This window comes from Bradyrhizobium sp. 215_C5_N1_1, from assembly GCF_052075935.1.
Taxonomy (GTDB): domain Bacteria; phylum Pseudomonadota; class Alphaproteobacteria; order Rhizobiales; family Xanthobacteraceae; genus Bradyrhizobium; species Bradyrhizobium barranii.
Window position 1 is genome coordinate 7,458,589 of sequence record NZ_CP197228.1, and the last position, 17,889, is coordinate 7,476,477.

A 17,889-nucleotide genomic window follows, 5' to 3' on the forward strand; every position below is an offset into this window, starting at 1 on the left:
AAATCGGCAAAAACGCTGCGAAGTTGAGCGGAATTCGGCGAAATGCCGATATGGTTTGAGCTACCAAGCCGGCCACATTCCGCGTATCCTGTTAGGACCGAACCGGCCGGTTGGCGGGGACTGGCGGTTCGAGATCTCGGAGGAAGACCCGCGGAGAAGACGTGATGGCTAAAGGTACGGTCAAGTGGTTCAACCCGACGAAGGGTTATGGATTTATCCAGCCTGCGTCGGGCGGCAAGGATGTGTTCGTGCATATCTCGGCAGTGCAGAAAGCCGGTCTGTCGTCCCTGAACGAAGGACAGACGGTGGAATACGAAGAGATCGCAAACCGGGGCAAGACCTCCGCAGAGAACCTCAAAGTATAAGCCCGGCAGCCTTTGCTGCCTCCCGGATCTGTCCGGGAGCCGGGCCAAAAAAATTTTAGAAGACGGCCAGTGCATTCGACGACGGGCGTTGCGATTGCACACGGAGAGCTATTTTCCCGCGAAGACCGCTCGTTCAACGCCACAGCAATGACAATCGCGACGGCCCTTCGTTAGTCCACCGGCAATGGTGCGTCGCGCTTGATCTCTTCCATCACCGCATAGGTTCGCGTCTCGCGCACGCCCGGCATCGACAGCAACGTCTCGCCGAGGAAGCGTCGATAGGCGGTCATGTCCGCAAGCCGCGCCTTCACAAGATAGTCGAAGCCTCCTGCAACCATGTGACACTCCAGCACCTCGGGTGCGAGTTTCACCGCGCGCGCGAACCGCTCGAAATTGTCCGGCGTGGTCTTGTCGAGCAGCACCTCGACGAACACCAGAAGACCCAGGCCGAGCCGGTGCGGATTGAGCCGCGCGCCGTAGCCCTCGACAAAGCCCTCCCGCTGCAACCGCTTCAGCCGCTCGCCGACCGAGGTCGGCGACAGCCCGATGCGCTCGGCGAGCTCGACATTGGCGATGCGCCCGTCCTGCTGCAGAATTGAGAGGATCTTCCGGTCAATTCGATCGAGTTCCATATTTTATGTGGCCAATATAGCAATGATCTTCATTTCCTAAGGCAAAATGACTAATTTGTCTATCGAACTACGGTCTAGCGGGCCTTATCCTGGATTTCAGCCACAGGACACGCCATGCCGAACATCCCGCCGCCCTTCACCGCCCCCTACGCGCCCGATGATGCCGAGATTGCCGCGCGGCTCTTGCCGGCTTCGCATCTCGGCCCGCCGCAGGAGGCGCGGATCGACCGCACCGCGACGCGGCTGATCGAGGCGATCCGCAAGCGCGACGACCGGCTTGGCGGTGTCGAGGACATGCTGCGGGAGTTCGCGCTCTCGACCAAGGAGGGGCTCGCCCTGATGGTGCTAGCCGAGGCGCTGCTCCGCGTGCCCGACGCGCGCACCGCCGACCAGTTCATCGAGGACAAGCTCGGCGAGGGCGACTTCATCCACCACGAGACCAAGTCCACCGCCTTCCTGGTCAACGCCTCGGCCTGGGCGCTCGGCCTCTCGGCGCGGGTGATCCAGCCCGGCGAGACGCCCGACGGCACCATCGGCCGGCTGGTGAAGCGGCTGGGCGCGCCGGCGGTGCGCACCGCCACGCGCCAGGCGATGCGGCTGATGGGCAACCATTTCGTGCTGGGCGAGACCATCGAGCAGGCGCTGGAGCGAGGCCGTCCGCGCTCCGGTCAAAAGACGCGCTACTCCTTCGACATGCTCGGCGAAGGCGCGCGCACCGCGGCGGACGCCAGGCGCTATTTCGACGCCTATGCGAGCGCGATTCTGACCATTGGCAAGGCGGCCGGCAACCATCCCCTGCCCGACCGTCCCGGCATCTCGGTCAAGCTGTCGGCGCTGCATCCGCGCTTCGAGGCGATCAGCCGCGCGCGCGTGATGGCCGAGCTGGTGCCGCAGCTGCTCGATCTGGCGCAGCGCGCCAAGGCCCATGATCTGAACTTCACCGTCGATGCCGAGGAAGCCGACCGGCTGGAGCTGTCGCTCGACGTGATCGCGGCGACGCTCGCCGACCCCTCGCTCAGCGGCTGGGACGGCTTTGGGCTGGCGATCCAGGCCTATCAGAAGCGCGCGAGCGCCGTGATCGACTATGTCGACGCGCTGGCGCGCGCGCATGACCGCCAGCTGATGGTGCGGCTGGTCAAGGGCGCCTATTGGGACACCGAGATCAAGCGCGCGCAGGAGCGCGGGCTGGACGGCTATCCCGTGTTCACGCGCAAGGCGATGACGGATCTGAACTACGTCGCCTGCGCTTCGAAGCTTTTGAGTCTGCGGCCGCGCATCTTCCCGCAATTCGCCACCCACAACGCGCTGACGGTCGCGACCGTGCTGGAGCTTGCGCAAGATGGTGGCGGCTTCGAATTCCAGCGCCTGCACGGCATGGGCGAGGCGCTTTATGAACAGCTCGCCAAGGATCACCCCGACATCGCTTATCGTACCTATGCCCCGGTCGGCAGCCACCGCGACCTGCTCGCCTATCTGGTGCGGCGGCTGCTGGAGAACGGCGCCAACTCGTCGTTCGTGGCGCAGGCGGCCGACTATCGCGTGCCGGTTGTGGCGCTGTTGCAGCGTCCGGCCGATGCCATCGTCCGGCCGCAAGCGGCGGCCCATCCCAGAATTCCGCTGCCGGGCGATCTGTTCGCGCCGGAGCGGCGCAATTCGCGCGGCGTCGAATTCGGCGCGCGCGCGGCCCTCGACCGGTTGCTGGCAGACGTGAAGGCCGAGGCAGCCGACCTCAAGCCCATAGCCGACGCAACGCCGGACCGAGCCAATGCGGCGGTGACTGCTGCGCGCGCCGGCTTTGCCGCCTGGAGCCGGACGCCGGCGGCTACGCGCGCGGCCGCACTGGAGCAGGCCGCGCATCTTCTGGAGAGCCGGAGCGCCCATTTCATCGCGCTGCTGCAAGCCGAGGGCGGCAAGACGCTGGACGATGCGCTATCGGAGCTGCGCGAGGCCGCCGACTTCTGCCGCTATTATGCCGCGCAGGGTCGAAAGCTGTTCGGCGTTGATGCCGCCATGCCGGGCCCGACCGGCGAGAGCAATGCGCTCGCCATGCGCGGGCGCGGCGCCTTCGTCGCGATCTCGCCGTGGAATTTTCCGCTGGCGATCTTCCTAGGCCAGGTCACGGCGGCGCTGATGGCCGGCAACAGCGTCGTCGCAAAACCGGCCGAGCAGACGCCGCGCATCGCCCGCGAGGCCGTAGCCCTGCTCCACGAGGCCGGCATTCCCAAGAGCGCGCTGCATCTCGTCACCGGCGACGGCCGCATCGGCGCCGTGCTGACCGCGCATGCCGACATCGCCGGCGTCGTCTTCACCGGCTCGACCGAGGTCGCGCGCCTGATCAACCGGACGCTCGCCGCCAAGGACGGGCCCATCGTGCCTCTGATCGCGGAGACCGGCGGCATCAACGCCATGATCGCGGATGCGACCGCGCTGCCCGAGCAGGTCGCCGACGACGTCGTGACCTCGGCCTTCCGCTCCGCCGGCCAGCGCTGCTCGGCGCTGCGGCTGCTGTTCGTGCAGGAGGATGTTGCCGACCGCATGATCGAGATGATCGCGGGCGCTGCTCGCGAACTCAGGATTGGTGATCCCGCAGATGTCGCGACCCATGTCGGTCCGGTGATCGACGCCGAGGCCAAGCAGCGCCTCGATGCGCATATCGCGCGGATGAAGAGCGAGGCGCGGCTGCACTTTGCCGGCACTGCGCCCGAGGGCTGCTTCGTCGCCCCGCACATTTTCGAGCTCAAGGACGCCGGCCAGCTCACCGAGGAGGTGTTCGGACCGATCCTGCACGTCGTGCGCTATCGCGCGGAAAACCTCGACCGCGTCCTGCAGGCGATCGAGCGCAGCGGCTATGGACTCACGCTCGGCATTCACTCCCGGATCGACGACACCATCGAGGCGATCATCGATCGCGTGCAGGTCGGCAACATCTATGTCAACCGCAACATGATCGGCGCCGTGGTCGGCGTGCAGCCATTCGGCGGCAACGGGCTGTCCGGAACCGGCCCGAAAGCGGGCGGCCCGCATTATCTCGCACGCTTTGCGACCGAGCAGACCGTGACGATCAACACCGCGGCAGCCGGCGGCAATGCCGCGCTGCTTGCGGGGGAGGAGTGAGGCCCTGCGCCTGGCGCCGTTGCATCCCGCTGAAACATCGGTCTAATGCTGCCATGACTTGATCTGCGCCAATTCCAGCGCGCGGGAAACAACAAGAGCGAGGGAGCTACGCCGCGATGGAAAAGGGCATTTTTGCAGGGCTCAAGGTTCTGGACTGCGCGAGCTTCATCGCAGCGCCCGCGGCCGCGACCGTGCTGTCGGATTTCGGCGCCGACGTCATCAAGATCGAGCCGCCCGGCGCCGGCGACCCCTACCGCAATCTGCCCAACATTCCGGGCTATCCGAGCAGCGAGCACAATTTCGCCTGGCTGCTGGAGGCCCGCAACAAGAAGAGCATCGCGCTCGACCTCTCTAAGCCGGAGGCGCAGGCCGTGCTCTACAAGCTGGTCGAAGAGGCCGACGTCTTCATCACCAACATGCCGCCGCCGGTGCGCGCCAAGCTCGGCATCACCTATGACCACCTCGCCCATCTCAACGACCGGCTGATCTACGCCTCGTTCACCGGCTATGGCGAGAAGGGCGAAGAGGCCAACAAGCCCGGCTTCGACAGCAACGCCTATTGGGCGCGCTCCGGCCTGATGGACCTCGTCCGCGCCGACACCCACACGACGCCGGCCCGCTCGGTCGCCGGCATGGGCGACCATCCCTGCGCCATGGCGTTCTATGGCGCCATCGTCACCGCGCTGTATCAGCGCGAGAAGACCGGCAAGGGCTCGCATGTCGCCTCCAATCTGATGGCGAACGGGGTGTGGGCCGCGGGCACGCTGGCGCAGGCCAAGCTCTGCGGCGCCAGGTTCGCCGAGCGGCGGCCGCGCGAGCGCGCGCTGAATGCGGTCGCCAACCACTACCAGTGCAAGGACGGCCGCTGGCTGATCCTGTCGCTGCTGAGCGAGGAGAAGCAGTTTCCGACGCTCGCCAAATGCCTGGGACGCGAAGACCTGATCACCGATCCGCGCTTTGCCACCAAGGCTGACCGCCACGCCCGCTCGGTCGAGCTGATCAAGATTTTTGACGAGACGTTTGCCACCAGGGATCTCGCCGAGTGGCGCAGGATCCTCGACGGCAACGGACTGGTGTTCGGCATCGTCGGCATTCTCGACGACATCCCCAACGACAAGCAGATGCTCGACAACGAGGTGCTGGTGCCGTTCGAGAACGACACCATGCTCACCATCTCCAGCCCGATCTGGATCGACGGCGCCAAGAAGGTCCAGCCGCGCAAGCCGCCGGCCGTCGGCGAGCACAGTGACGAGATTTTGCGCGGGGCGGGATACGACGAGAAGGCAATCAAGCAGCTGCGGTCGTCAGGCGCGGTGGGGTAGGGCGGCGCCACAAACTCCCCTGTCGTCCCGGGGCGCGCAAGGCGCGAGCCCGGGACCCATAACCACAGGGAGTGGTTGTGACACGAGCTGCCAACTCCGAGTCTTCGCCAAACACCTTCCTGTGGTTATGGGTCCCGGATCTGCGCTCCGCTTCGCCGCGCTTGTCCGGGACGACGTTGGGGAGGTAGCTCGTCGTCACAGACGACGTCATTGCGAGCGCAGCGAAGCAATCCAGAATCCCACCGCGGATGCATTGCTGGATTGCTTCGCTGCGCTCGCAATGACGGCGTGGGACGATCTCGCTATAAACTCACGACAACATCGCGTCTCGTGAGGCCCTCATGCCCAAATATCGCCTGCACTACTTCCCGGAGTCCGGCAACAGCTACAAGCTGGCGCTGATGCTGACGCTTTGCGGCGAGAGGTTCGAGCCGGTGTGGACCGATTTCGGTGGTGGCGTCACGCGCACGGCGGAATGGCGCAAGGCCGTGAACGCGATGGGCGAGATTCCCGTGCTCGAGGTCGACGGCGTGAAGATGACACAGACCGCGCCCTTGCTGCTGAAGCTTGCCGGGCAGTACGGCCGTTTCGGTGCCGAGACCGAGGACGAGAAGTTCGAGCTGCTGCGCTGGCTGTTCTGGGACAACCACAAGCTCACCGGCTACATGGCGACCTATCGCTTCATGCGGGCGTTCACTGAGAAAAACGATCCGCAGGTGCTGAAGCATTTTCGCCGGCGGCTCGAGGACTTCCTCGGCATTCTCGACGGACATCTCCAGCACAATGCCTTTGCGATCGGGGCGAGGCCGACGGTCGCCGATATCTCGATGATGGCCTACCTGCACTATCCGAGCGACGAGCACGGTTTTGATTTCGCGGCGAGCCATCCTGCCGTCCACGCCTGGCTCGGCCGCATGGCCACCCTGCCCGGCTGGAAGCCGGCCTATGAACTCTTGCCCGGCAAGCGGATGACGAATTACGCGAAGTGAGGGCGCTGGCACTAACCCCGCAGTGCCAGCCAGCCCAGCGTGAACAGAATCCCGCCGACGATGACGACCACCGCGACCGCCCAGGTGCTGACGCGGATGCTGCCGGTGACCTGCTTGGCTTCCTCATTGCGCGCGATCTCGCGATTGCGCTCCTTGTCGGCGTCGCTGGTCTCAGTCATGGGTCATCCAAACCGGTTGCTGGTTTTATCTGGCGCGTGACCTTTTCGAAAAACCGCTACACACTTTTTCGGATCACGCGCTAACGCGTCTTGATGAAGCACATGCCGATGCGGCTCGATGCCGCGGCAGCCTGACAGGTGAGACCTTTAGCACAGCTCCATGACGTAAAACTCTTATCCGGCGTTCCCGATCCCGCATTTTGCAGGGCACAATGGGCACCCCAACCATCCTGATATTCGGTGCCGGCCAGCTCGCCGCTGCCGCGGGTCTGCGGCCGGCTGGCAAATCCGCGTGAGAAATCAGGGCGTTTTCCCGCGGCGAATGCGGTCAGGATGTCGCGGCGGCGAACCTGGTCGCCGAAGAAATGCGGCGAGGCCGGCACGATGGTGGAGTTCGACGGTTTGTCCGCCAGCCAATCGACGCCCGGAAAATGGAAGCCGCCGATGCCGCGGGTCTGGTGGCAGCCGGCGCAGGTGACGTCGTTGAGGCGGCGCTGGAAGCCCGCGACCGAGCGGATGTTCTGCATGTCGATGCCACGCGCCGCCGCCTGCTTCAGCGCGCCGACCACGTCGTTGTCGGTGAAGACCGGCTCGCCCTTGTTGCTGTCCCTGTCCTCCCCTTGCACCATGCCGAACTCCGGCTGCAACGGCGAAGCGTCAAGGCCCGCCGGCGTCGGCACCACCGCGGCCTTGGCCAGGAATGTCTCGGGGATCAGCACTGTGCCGCGATCGAACTCGCGGAGATTTTCCGGCGCGAGCAGCCAGGCTTTGAAATCACGTCGAAGATCGTTGTCGGCGAGGATGCGGTCGCGGTCGATCTGGTTCTCCAGCGTCGATTCCTCGAACGTCTTCGTCGCGGGGTTATATTTGAACACCTTGAGCAGATAGTCGGAACGGAAATCGTGCAATGCCGATTTCGGCGCGATCGAGATCTGGATATTGGTCTCGATGCGATCGAGCATGGCGTCGGAAGGAGAGATGCCGCCGCCGATCAGCCCCTGCCAGTCGCCATTGTCGAGCCAGCGCCGCGCGACCTCGGCACAGGTAACAGGCTTTCCGTTCGCATCGGTCTGGCGCGCATCGCGTGCCTTCATCACCAGATTGAACGTCATCGGCAGGCGCGTCGCGGTCTTGCCACCTTCCGGCTTACTCTCGAAACGCACCAGCCGATAAATCAGCCTGATCTCGCCGCACGCCTCCTCCGAGACATAGGCGCGGTCCATGCGATTGACGATGCCCGCCAGCACGAAGCGGGTGTCGCGGGATTTGAGATTGGCCCGATCGAACAGCTGCACGTCAAAGCCTTCGCCGACGCCGATGGTTTCGGTCGGGTACGCCGCCTTCTGCCGGATGATGTAGTGGTCGAACTCCGCGTCGATCGCGGGTGGAATTCCCTTGAGCTGCGATAGCGACGAGAACAGCAAATCGGTCGTCAGCGGAACGTTTGCGTTCCGCTCCGGCCATAGCAGGCGCAAGATCGTAAGCGAATCGTTCTGGTCGAGCTTGCGGAGCAGATCGGGATCGATGATCGCCGTGCCGCGCGTCAACGGCGCGTTCTCCGCTGCGAAAAGCGAAACAGTTCCGCCAAGCAAGACGGCGGCAGCAAAGAGAATTCGCAACGCGCGGCTCATGCCTTCAGTAACACCGCGTAAGCCGGCCTATTCAAGTCAAAAGGCGCCTCACATGGTGGTGAAGCGCCTCTTTGAAGAGCGGATATCGAACGCTCAGCGTGCGACGATCAGGCCCTTGCTGGTGACGACGACCCAGCGGCCGTCCTGACGGCGGATCGCATCGACGCGGCCAATTCCGGGGATCGGGTCACCGGCATAGACCTCGTAGAGGCCTCCGCGGCCCTCGATCAGTGCGCCGCCATTGGCGACGTCGCGCAGCACCCAGCCGTCGATCGTCGGCAACCGGCCGACCTCGGTCTTGGGCGCGGCTGGGGCCGGAACCGGTGCGGCGGCGGCGGTCGCAACCTGGGTCGGCGCGATCGAGCCGGTGGTCTCCTTCGCGGCGGCTGCCGCGGCCTGCGCGGGGGCCGCGGGCGGCGTGGCGCGGAGCTTGTCGACGGTCTCGGACAGCTTTGCGATTTTGGCCATCGGCTCGGCCTGGGCCTTCTCGAGCTTGTCGAGGCGGTCATTGGCGCGATTGAACTGGCTGAGGCCAGTCTTGGAGGTGTGCTCGACATTCGCCTTCAGTGCGACGACATCGGCATCGATCCTGGCAACCGAGGATTCCAGCGCGCTGGTGTCGGCGACCTGCGCCGGCGCGGGGGCCGGGGCTGCGAAATGCATCATGCCGGCGGTCGCGAGCGCGCCGCTGATGGCGCCGACGCTGGCCGCAATCGCCACCACCGCGGCCATCGCCGACAGGCGGCGCTTGTCGCCGGTCTCGCGCGACTCGTCCGCCTTCACATGCGGGGCAAACTCCTCGCGCTCCCACGAGCGCTCCGACGGTGCCATGACGATGAGCTTGCCGGGCTTCGGCTCCGGCTTGGTCTCGAACTTCGGCACTTCGATCCGGGGCGGCTCGACCTTCGGGGCCTCTGCCTTGACTGGATCGGGCTTGGGCGGCGACTCATGGTCGGGGGCGATCGAGGGGGCCTCGATGCCGGCAGCCTCGACGGCCTGCGGCGCGGTCGAAGCTTCCACGACGCTCGTATCCTGGGCAGCCTGCTCAGCCATTGGTTCGCTCACAGTTCGAATACTCCACTCTGGATTGACCTTTTGGTAACTTTCATTGCTTGCGAAATCCTTACTTCGGGACCCGCTTACCGAAATTTTAGGAAGTCATCCGGGGCCGAATTGGGCCGGGAACGTGGAACCGGTGTGGCGGGCGTGAAACAAATTGTAAGCGGGGGAAGATGAACGGCCGCGGAATGGCTGCCTCCACACCGTCATTGCGAGCGCAGCGAAGCAATCCAGAATCTTTCCAAGGCCGCAGTCTGGATTGCTTCGTCGCAAGAGCTCCTCGCAATGACGGAGTGGGCGGCGCCCACTCCGTTCACGTCACCGCTCCGCCCACATCACTATCCGTCACATCACCACCGGCGCATCCGGCAGCTCGTTCGCATGCGGGCCTTGCGGTGGGAAATGTCGCGCCAGCTCGCGCGACACCGCAGCGATGCCGCCGATCACACCGCGCTCGAACTGGCCGGAGGCGAACTCGGCCTCCATCGCGCGGCAGATGCTCTCCCAGCCCTCGTCACCGACCTTCGCGTGAATACCGCGGTCGGCCACGATCTCGACGTCGCGATCGGCGAGCAGGAGATAGATCAGGACGCCGTTGTTGTGCGCGGTGTCCCAGATACGCAGATGCGAAAACACGTCGAGCGCGCGCTCGCGGGCCGGCTGGTTGCGGATCAGCGGTCGCCCGTCGAGCGCGCCTTCGACGACGAAGCGGACCTGGCCGGAATGCGTGCTCTCACCCTGCTTGATCGCCTGCTCGATGCGGGCGAGCACCTTTGGCGGAAAGATTTGCTTCGCCCGCCAATGATGCTGCACGAGATGTCTGGCAATGCGCTTGATGCCCATGACCGCTACCAGCTCCCCGAGGCGCCGCCGCCGCCAAAACTGCCACCGCCGCCGCTGAAACCGCCGCTGTCGCTGGACGACGAGCCGCTGCTCCAGCCACCTCCCGAGGAGCCGCTCGACCACGAGCCGCCGCGCGACGATCTCGTGGCTGGCGCCATCGCCGCAAACAGATCGGCGATGAAGCCGATGACGAAGCCCAGCGCTCCGAGCGCGAGCGCGATTGCGAAGGATCCGAGAATGAGCCAGGTCAGCGCCGCGATGATGCCGCCGGTCGCCAATGAGCCAAGCAGCCGGCCCAGCATGGCCCGGAAGAAGCCGCCAACCCCGATCGAGGCGAACAGCGTCACGATGAACAGCGGCGCAATATCGTCCAGATTGCCGAAATTCACAGTCGGCGAAGGCACCGGCAGCGGCTCGCCGTCGATCACGCGGATCATGCGATCGACGCCATCAGTAATGCCGCCGGCGAAATCGCCCGTCCTGAATTTCGGCGTGATGATCTCGTCGATGATCCGCCGCGAGGTGACGTCGGTGAGCGCGCCCTCGAGACCGTAGCCGACCTCGATGCGCAAGTGCCGGTCGTTCTTGGCGACGATGAGGATCGCGCCGTCGTCCACCTTCTTGCGGCCGACCTTCCAGGCGTCGGCGACGCGGATCGAGAACTGCTCGATCGTCTCCGGCTGGGTCGTCGGCACGATCAGGACGGCGATTTGGCTGCCCTTGCGCGTCTCGAAATCACGCAGCTTTTGCGACAACGCGGCGATGTCGCCGCTCGACAGCGTGCCGGTCTGATCGACCACGCGACCGGTGAGTTGCGGGATGGCGACGTCGGCAAGGGCGGGGAAATTGAATGCGAGGAGGAGTACGAATACGGCTATCGCTTGCCACAACCTCGCTGTCATCGCCCGGCTTGACCGGGCGATCCAGTATTCCAGAGACGCCAGAGGACTACGGAGGAGCCGCGGCGTACTGGATTCCCCGCCTTCGCGGGGAATGACGGCGGTGGGTGGGGCTGGGCGCATTCGCAAAACGGCGCGCAGCTACTTCGACGGCGCAGGCGCCGGATTGAAATCGACCTTCGGCGCGGTCGAGATCTCCTTTTCGTTCTCGACCGCGAAATTCGGCTTCTCCTTGTAGCCGAACATCATTGCGGTGAGGTTGCTCGGGAAGGAGCGAATGGTGACGTTATAGTCCTGCACCGCCTTGATGTAGCGGTTGCGCGCGACCGTGATGCGGTTCTCGGTGCCTTCGAGCTGCGACATCAAATCCTTGAACAGCGCATCGGACTTGAGCTGCGGATAGTTCTCGGTGACGACCAAGAGACGTGACAGCGCGCTGGAGAGCTCGCCCTGGGCGGCCTGGAACTTCTGGAAGGCGGCGGGGTCGTTCAGCACCTCAGGCGTCGCCTGGATGCTGCCGACCTTGGCGCGCGCATTAGTGACGCCGAGCAGCACGTCCTTCTCCTGCTGCGCAAAGCCCTTTACCGAGTTGACGAGATTGGGCACGAGATCGGCGCGGCGCTGATACTGGTTCACGACCTCGGACCAGTTGCCCTTGATCTGCTCGTCCTCGCTCTGGATCGCGTTGTAGCCGCAATTGGTCAGGCTCAGCGAGGCCAGAGCCGCCAGCACGGTCAGGATCTTGCGCATCAAATTCCTCCCGGTGAAATCTGGCGTAAACTATCAGATTGAACGCGCGCGGTGCCAGACATCTTGTGCCGGCGGCGCGAAAAGCAACCGCCTGACGCAAGCCCCTTGCCTATCCCTGGCCGACATAGTCAACTTGAGCAAAACAAGAACGGAAACGCCAAGGGGAACGCGATGAGCTCGTTCGAGACCATCCTCGTGGAGAGGCCCGAGCCGGCGATTGCCCGGATCGTGATGAACCGGCCCGAGGCGCGCAACGCGCAGAACCTGCAGATGACCTACGACCTCAACGCCGCCTTCGACGAGGCGGTGCAGGACGACGCGCTCAAGGTCATCATCCTCGCCGGCAACGGGCCGCATTTCTCATCGGGCCACGATCTGCGCCCCGGCGGCAAGAACGCCGCAGGCGTCGATTTTCCGCCGATCGGAAATTGGGGTGGCTTTGCGGAGGCGAACGCGCATGGCCGCTTCGCGCGCGAGCAGGAAATATATCTCCAGATCACGCGGCGCTGGCGCAACCTGGCCAAGCCGACCATTGCCGAGGTGCACGGCAAGTGCATCGCCGGCGGGTTGATGCTGGCCTGGGCCTGCGACCTCATCGTCGCCAGCGACGATGCTCAGTTCTGCGATCCCGTGGTGACCATGGGCGTCTGCGGGGTCGAATGGTTCGTGCATCCCTGGGAGCTCGGCCCGCGCAAGGCCAAGGAATTCCTGTTCACCGCCGACGCATGGAGTGCGCAGGAGGCGCATCAGCTCGGCATGGTCAACCGGGTCGTGCCGCGCGCGGAGCTTTCAGCGTCGGTGCTGGAGCTGGCGCGCCGGATCGCCTCAAAGCCGTCCTTCGCGCTGAAGCTGACCAAGGAAGCCGTGAATCGCTCGGTCGATGTGATGGGCCAGCCCGCCGCGATCGACCAGGCCTTTGCGCTGCATCAGCTCTGTCACGCCCATAACCTTCAGCAGTTCGGCATGGTGGTCGATCCATCAGGACTGCATCCCTCCGTGCGCAAGCCGCCGGCGGCCGCGGAGTAACGACATGGACCTCAACCTGAGTGACGAGCAACGGCTGCTGCGCGAAAGCGCGGAGCGCTTCGTGGCCGAGAGCTACGATGCCGATCACCGCCGCAAGATGGCGAACGACCCGCTCGGCTTCAGCCCAGCGGTCTGGAAGCAGTTCGCCGAGCTTGGCTGGCTGGCGCTGCCGATTCCCGAAGAGTTTGAGGGGCTCGGCGGCGGCGCGGTCGAGATCGGCATTCTGATGGAAGCCTTTGGTCGCGGGCTGGTGTCGGAGCCGTATGTTGCAACGGTGGTGCTTGGAGCCTCGCTGATCGACAAATGCGGCAGCACCGCGCAGAAGCAGGCGCGGCTGCCGAAGGTCGCGGACGGATCACTGAAACTCGCCTTCGCCCATTCCGAGCGCGCGGCGCGGTTCGATCTCGCAATAGTCGCGACCGTCGCCCACAAGACGGCGCAAGGCTGGCGCGTTGCCGGCAGCAAGATCGCGGTGCTCGACGGCCTCGCCGCCGACGAGATCATCGTCTCCGCGCATATCCACGATCACAAGGGACCTTCGGGACGGATCGGCCTGTTCCTGGTGCCGGCGAAGACGCCCAGCGTCGTCATCACCGACTATGAACGTCTCGGCGGCGGACGGGCCTGCAATATCGAGCTGTCCGGCGTCGAGCTGCCGGAGGATGCCCTGCTCGGCGACGGACACGACGCCCTGCCCGCGATCGAATGGGCCGTTGACCGCGCCATGGCTGCGCTCGGTGCCGAAGCCGTCGGCATCATGCAGACGCTGCTCGACACAACGCTGGAATACACCAAGATCAGAAAGCAGTTCGGCCGGCCGCTCTCCGCCAACCAGGTGATCCGCCACCGCCTCGCCGACATGGCGATGCAGGTCGATGAGGCGCGCTCGATGGCGCTGCGCGCCGCGTTGAAGGTCGATAGCTCGCCGGTCGAGCGCGCCCGCGCTGCCTCCGGTGCGAAAGCGAAGATCGGCAAATGCGCGCGCTTCGTCGGCGAGCAGTCGATCCAGCTTCATGGCGGCATGGGCGTCACCGAGGAGCTCGAGGTCGGCGCCTATTTCAAGCGGCTGGTCGCCTTCGACACGCTGTTCGGCGGCAGCGCGCACCATTACAGCCGCCACGCCCAGCTCGGCCGCACGGCCTGACACAAGGAGCGCATCATGGACCTCTCGTTCAACACCGAGGAGCGCGCCTTCCAGGACGAGGTGCGCGGCTTCATTGCAAAAAACCTCACCGAAGAGATGAAGCGCGCAACCGCGCTGACGCCGTCGGTGTTCTCCGACCCTGATATCGGCATGGCGTGGCAGCGCGCGCTGCACCGGCAGGGCTGGGGCGCACCGGGCTGGCCGGTCGAATATGGCGGTCCGGACTGGACGCCGGCGCAGCGTTGGATTTTCGAGACTGAATCCGCACGCGCCGGCGTGCCCAATGTCAACGTGATGGGCGTGAAGATGGTCGGGCCCGTCATCATCGGCTTCGGCTCGCCCGAGCAGAAGAATTTTTATTTGCCACGCATCCTCTCCGGCGAAGACTATTGGTGCCAGGGCTATTCCGAGCCGGGCTCCGGCTCCGATCTCTCGTCGCTGAAGACGCGCGCGGTCCGCGACGGCGACGACTACATCATCAACGGCACAAAAATCTGGACCACGCACGCCCACCACGCCAACCGCATGTTCGCGCTGGTGCGCACCAGCGACGGACCGCGGCAGCAAGACGGCATCAGCTTCATCCTGATCGACATGACAACGCCGGGCATCACCACGCGCCCCATCCTCACCATCGGCGGCGACCACGAGGTCAACCAGGTGTTCTTTGACGATGTGCGCGTGCCCGTGGCCAACCGCGTCGGCGACGAAGGCAAAGGCTGGACCTACGGCAAATATCTGCTCGAGTTCGAGCGCGGCTCCGGCATCGCCTCGGCAAAATTGCGCGAGGGTCTGAAGGCGATCGCGGAGCTGGCCGAGTCGGACCTGACGGGTCGCGCGATCGACAGCCCGGATATCGCGACGCGCATCTCGGAGGTCGAAATCGATATCGACGCGCTGGAGATGACCGAGCTGCGCGTGCTCTCCGCACTTCAGACCGGGCAAAATCCCGGCGCGGTGTCGTCGATCCTGAAGCTGCGCAACAGCGAGATCAGGCAGGCCGTGACGCGGCTGGGGGTCGACGTGATCGGTCACGACGCGCTCGCGGTCGAGCCGATGCGCCCGCTCTACAAGCTCAACCATGCGCCGGCGACGCCTGAGGAGATGCTGACGGTGGTCCCGGAATATCTCAACGGCCGCGCCTACACGATCTTCGGCGGCACCTCGGAGATCCAGCGCGACATCATTGCGAAGATGATGCTGGGGATTTAAGGGCGTGGGGATTTAGCCAGAGCTGGCGGGGCATTCTCCGCTGTCGTCCCGGACAAGCGCAGCGAAGCGAAGCGCAGATCCGGGACCCATAACCACAGGGTGAGGTTATGGCGCGAGCTGGTCACCACGAGTCTTCGCCAAACCACTTCCTGTGGTTATGGGTCCCGGGTTCGCGCGTTGCGCGCCCCGGGACGACAGCTGGGTGTATGGCGACAGCCGGCGTAACAACGCGCCCCGCTTAACCCGCCACCTTCGCGTCCTTGATCGCCTTCCAGATCTTCTGGGGCGTCAGGGGCGTGTTCAGCTGGGTGATGCCGAGCTCGGCGAGCGCGTCCATCACGCCGTTGGTGACGCAGGGCGGGCCGCCGATGGCGCCGGATTCGCCGCAGCCCTTGGCGCCGAGCGGATTGGTCCGGCAGGGCGCGGAGTCGTCGAGCGTGACCTCGATCGGCGGAACGTCGTCAGCACGGGGGATGCAATAGTCCTGGTAGCTCGCGGTGAGGAGCTGGCCGTCCTCATCGTAGGACACGCCCTCGTACAGCGCTTGTCCAATGCCCTGCGCGACGCCGCCATGGATCTGGCCGGTGACCAGCATCGGGTTCACGGCAACGCCGACGTCGTCGACGGTGGTGTAGCGCACGACCTTGGACACGCCGGTCTCCGGATCGATCTCGACCTCGCAGATATGCGTGCCGTTCGGCCAGCTCGGGCCATCGACCTCTCCTTCGGAATCGACGCTGAGCTTGGCGCCGCCCTCCTTCTCGGCGAGATCGAACAGGCTGATGCGGCGGTCGGTGCCGACCACGGTGAGCATGCCGCCCTGATATTCGATGTCCTCGACCGAGGTCTCCAGCACGTTGGCCGCCTTCTCACGCGCCTTCTGAATCAGGTCGTTGGAGGAAACTGCCACGGCCGTGCCGCCGACGAACAGCGAGCGCGAGCCGACGCTGCCGAAGCCCATCGCAAGATCCGTGTCGCCCTGGACGACGTCGATCTTGTCCATGGCAATGCCGAGCGTGTCGGAGATCATCTGGGTGTACGTGGTCTGCAGCCCCTGCCCCATCGCCATGGTGCCGGAATGCAGCACGACGCGGCCCTGCGAGGTCGCGTGCAGGCTGACCTTCTCGGTATGCGCGCGGCCGCCGGTCCATTCGATGTAGGAGGTGAGCCCGCGGCCGTAGAGCAGGCCCTTCTTCTTCGCCGCCTTCTTGCGCGCGGCAAAGCCGTCCCAATCGGCCAACTTCACGGCGCGATCGAGCAGGTGGGCGAAGGCGCCGGAATCGTAAACCTGACCCGCGGCGTTGGTGTAGGGCAGCTGCGCCGGCTTGATGTAGTTCGCTTTCCGGATCGCACGCGGATCCATGCCGATTTTTCGCGCGGCGGCGTCGAACAGGCGCTCGACGATGAACACCGCTTCGGGCCGGCCCGCGCCGCGATAGGCGCCGACCGGCGCGGTGTGAGTCATCACCGACTGCACCTCGAAATGCACCAGCGGCAGATCGTAGACGCCGGTCTGCACGAACGGCCCGAGCACCAGCGGGATGATGTTCGCCGCACCCGACGAGTACGCGCCGGTGCAGCCGATCGACTTGACGCGATAGGCCAGCACCTTGCCCTTCTCGTCGAGCGCGAAGGATGCCGTCGAGGTGAGATCGCGGCCATGGGTACCGCCGACGAATTCGTCGGTGCGGTCGCCGCGCCAGCGGATCTTCCGGTTCAGCTTGGTCGCGGCATAGGCGACGATGCCGTCTTCCGGATAGAGGTTGGTCTTCTGACCAAAGCCGCCGCCGATGTCGCCGACCAGCACGCGGACGCTGTCCTTGGGTCGCTTGAGCACGGCTTCCGCCAGCACGTCGCGGGTCGAGGCCGGCGTCTGCGACTGCACATGCAGGAGGAGGCGGCCGGTCTTCTTGTCGATCTCGGCAATGGTCGAGCGCGGCTCCATCGCGGAGGGCACCAGACGCTGGCTGACGATGTCGAGCTCGACCGTATGCGCGGCCTTGGCGAATGCCTCGTCCGCCTTGGCGGCATCGCCATAGCTCATCGCACCGACGATGTTGTCGGGCGCCTCGGGCCACACCACGGGCGCGCCGGGCTTGACCGCTTCGACCGGATCGACCACCGCGGGCTGCACGTCGTATTCGATCACGATCGCTTCGGCCGCGCTCTGCGCCTCGGCACGCGAGGCGGCCACCACTGCGGCCACGGCTTCGCCGGCATAGCGGACGATCTCATGGGCGAGCAGGCGGCGCGGCGGCACCGTCATCGGCTTGCCGTCGGGGCGCTTGAAGATGCTCAGGGTCGGAATGGTGCCGATATCGTCCTTGACGAGATCAGCGCCGGTGTAGACCGCGGTGACGCCCGGCATCGATGCCGCGGCGCTGGTGTCGATCGCGACGATCTTCGCGTGCGCATGCGGCGAGCGCAGCACATGCAACCACAGCGCGCCCTCCTCCGGCTTGTCGTCGATGAACTGACCCTTCCCGGTGAGCAGCCGCTGGTCTTCCAAACGCTTGACGGGCTGGCCCGCTCCGAAACGCAAATTGCCGGGAAGAATGTTCATTCCGTGGGGTCCTCAGGGTCTTTTCGAAACTGCGGGCCGCCTTTTAGCGGATCGATCGGAGGCATACCAGCCGCGGTTTTGGGCGGTGAACCCACAGATTCGTCATGCCCGGGCTTGTCCCGGGCATCCACGTTCTATGTGCCACAGGGCAAGACGTGGAT

Annotated in this window: 15 protein-coding genes; 7 read left to right on the plus strand and 8 right to left on the minus strand. The window is 65.2% G+C overall.

Annotation, left to right across the window (positions count from 1 at the left end; genetic code table 11):
- Positions 1–164: 164 nt before the first annotated feature.
- On the plus strand, positions 165–365 hold the full coding sequence (locus tag AB7G19_RS35670) for a cold-shock protein (RefSeq protein WP_008134691.1): 201 nt from the start codon (positions 165–167) through the stop codon (positions 363–365).
- Between the two features lie 170 nt (positions 366–535).
- Here the strand turns inward: AB7G19_RS35670 and AB7G19_RS35675 are convergent, their stop codons facing one another.
- Entirely contained in the window at positions 536–997 is a 462-nt protein-coding gene (locus AB7G19_RS35675; protein ID WP_038954741.1) for an Lrp/AsnC ligand binding domain-containing protein, read from the minus strand.
- 114 nt (positions 998–1,111) lie between these two features.
- On the opposite strand from AB7G19_RS35675, the gene putA reads away from it, so the two are divergent.
- The 3 genes from putA (at position 1,112) to AB7G19_RS35690 (ending at position 6,422) form a co-directional block, all read left to right on the plus strand.
- Positions 1,112–4,111 (plus strand): bifunctional proline dehydrogenase/L-glutamate gamma-semialdehyde dehydrogenase PutA, encoded by a 3,000-nt coding sequence (gene putA / locus AB7G19_RS35680; protein WP_085399820.1) that lies wholly within the window; start codon positions 1,112–1,114, stop codon positions 4,109–4,111.
- Between the two features lie 116 nt (positions 4,112–4,227).
- Positions 4,228–5,433, plus strand: coding sequence for a CaiB/BaiF CoA transferase family protein (locus AB7G19_RS35685; RefSeq protein ID WP_085399819.1), 1,206 nt, complete (start codon positions 4,228–4,230; stop codon positions 5,431–5,433).
- A gap of 341 nt (positions 5,434–5,774) precedes the next feature.
- Positions 5,775–6,422: a glutathione S-transferase family protein gene (locus AB7G19_RS35690; RefSeq protein ID WP_085399818.1), complete on the plus strand. Its 648-nt coding sequence runs from the start codon at positions 5,775–5,777 to the stop codon at positions 6,420–6,422.
- Between the two features lie 11 nt (positions 6,423–6,433).
- On the opposite strand, the gene AB7G19_RS35695 is transcribed toward AB7G19_RS35690, so the two are convergent.
- From AB7G19_RS35695 to AB7G19_RS35720, 6 genes are all read right to left on the minus strand, one after another.
- The gene (locus tag AB7G19_RS35695; protein ID WP_014492272.1) at positions 6,434–6,601 is read right to left on the minus strand and encodes a hypothetical protein; all 168 of its coding nucleotides are present in this window, start codon (positions 6,599–6,601) and stop codon (positions 6,434–6,436) included.
- 80 nt (positions 6,602–6,681) lie between these two features.
- The gene (locus tag AB7G19_RS35700) at positions 6,682–8,232 is read right to left on the minus strand and encodes a hypothetical protein (RefSeq protein ID WP_135215200.1); all 1,551 of its coding nucleotides are present in this window, start codon (positions 8,230–8,232) and stop codon (positions 6,682–6,684) included.
- 93 nt (positions 8,233–8,325) lie between these two features.
- A complete protein-coding gene (locus tag AB7G19_RS35705; protein ID WP_085399816.1) occupies positions 8,326–9,285 on the minus strand; it encodes a hypothetical protein in 960 nt (319 codons plus the stop codon).
- A 351-nt stretch (positions 9,286–9,636) separates the two neighbouring features.
- A complete protein-coding gene (locus AB7G19_RS35710) occupies positions 9,637–10,134 on the minus strand; it encodes a TPM domain-containing protein (RefSeq protein ID WP_085399814.1) in 498 nt (165 codons plus the stop codon).
- A gap of 5 nt (positions 10,135–10,139) precedes the next feature.
- On the minus strand, positions 10,140–11,036 hold the full coding sequence (locus AB7G19_RS35715; protein WP_085399813.1) for a TPM domain-containing protein: 897 nt from the start codon (positions 11,034–11,036) through the stop codon (positions 10,140–10,142).
- Positions 11,037–11,174: 138 nt separating this feature from the next.
- Positions 11,175–11,783: a LemA family protein gene (locus tag AB7G19_RS35720; RefSeq protein WP_063985447.1), complete on the minus strand. Its 609-nt coding sequence runs from the start codon at positions 11,781–11,783 to the stop codon at positions 11,175–11,177.
- Between the two features lie 171 nt (positions 11,784–11,954).
- Here AB7G19_RS35720 and AB7G19_RS35725 point away from each other — a divergent pair, with 171 nt between their 5' ends.
- The 3 genes from AB7G19_RS35725 to AB7G19_RS35735 are packed head-to-tail and all read left to right on the plus strand — an operon-like array spanning position 11,955 to position 15,165.
- A complete protein-coding gene (locus AB7G19_RS35725) occupies positions 11,955–12,809 on the plus strand; it encodes an enoyl-CoA hydratase (RefSeq protein WP_085399812.1) in 855 nt (284 codons plus the stop codon).
- A 4-nt stretch (positions 12,810–12,813) separates the two neighbouring features.
- Positions 12,814–13,953, plus strand: coding sequence for an acyl-CoA dehydrogenase family protein (locus AB7G19_RS35730; protein ID WP_085399811.1), 1,140 nt, complete (start codon positions 12,814–12,816; stop codon positions 13,951–13,953).
- Between the two features lie 15 nt (positions 13,954–13,968).
- On the plus strand, positions 13,969–15,165 hold the full coding sequence (locus AB7G19_RS35735) for an acyl-CoA dehydrogenase family protein (RefSeq protein WP_085399810.1): 1,197 nt from the start codon (positions 13,969–13,971) through the stop codon (positions 15,163–15,165).
- A 238-nt stretch (positions 15,166–15,403) separates the two neighbouring features.
- Here AB7G19_RS35735 and AB7G19_RS35740 read toward each other — a convergent pair whose 3' ends face one another.
- On the minus strand, positions 15,404–17,728 hold the full coding sequence (locus AB7G19_RS35740; RefSeq protein ID WP_085399809.1) for a xanthine dehydrogenase family protein molybdopterin-binding subunit: 2,325 nt from the start codon (positions 17,726–17,728) through the stop codon (positions 15,404–15,406).
- Positions 17,729–17,889: the final 161 nt, after the last annotated feature.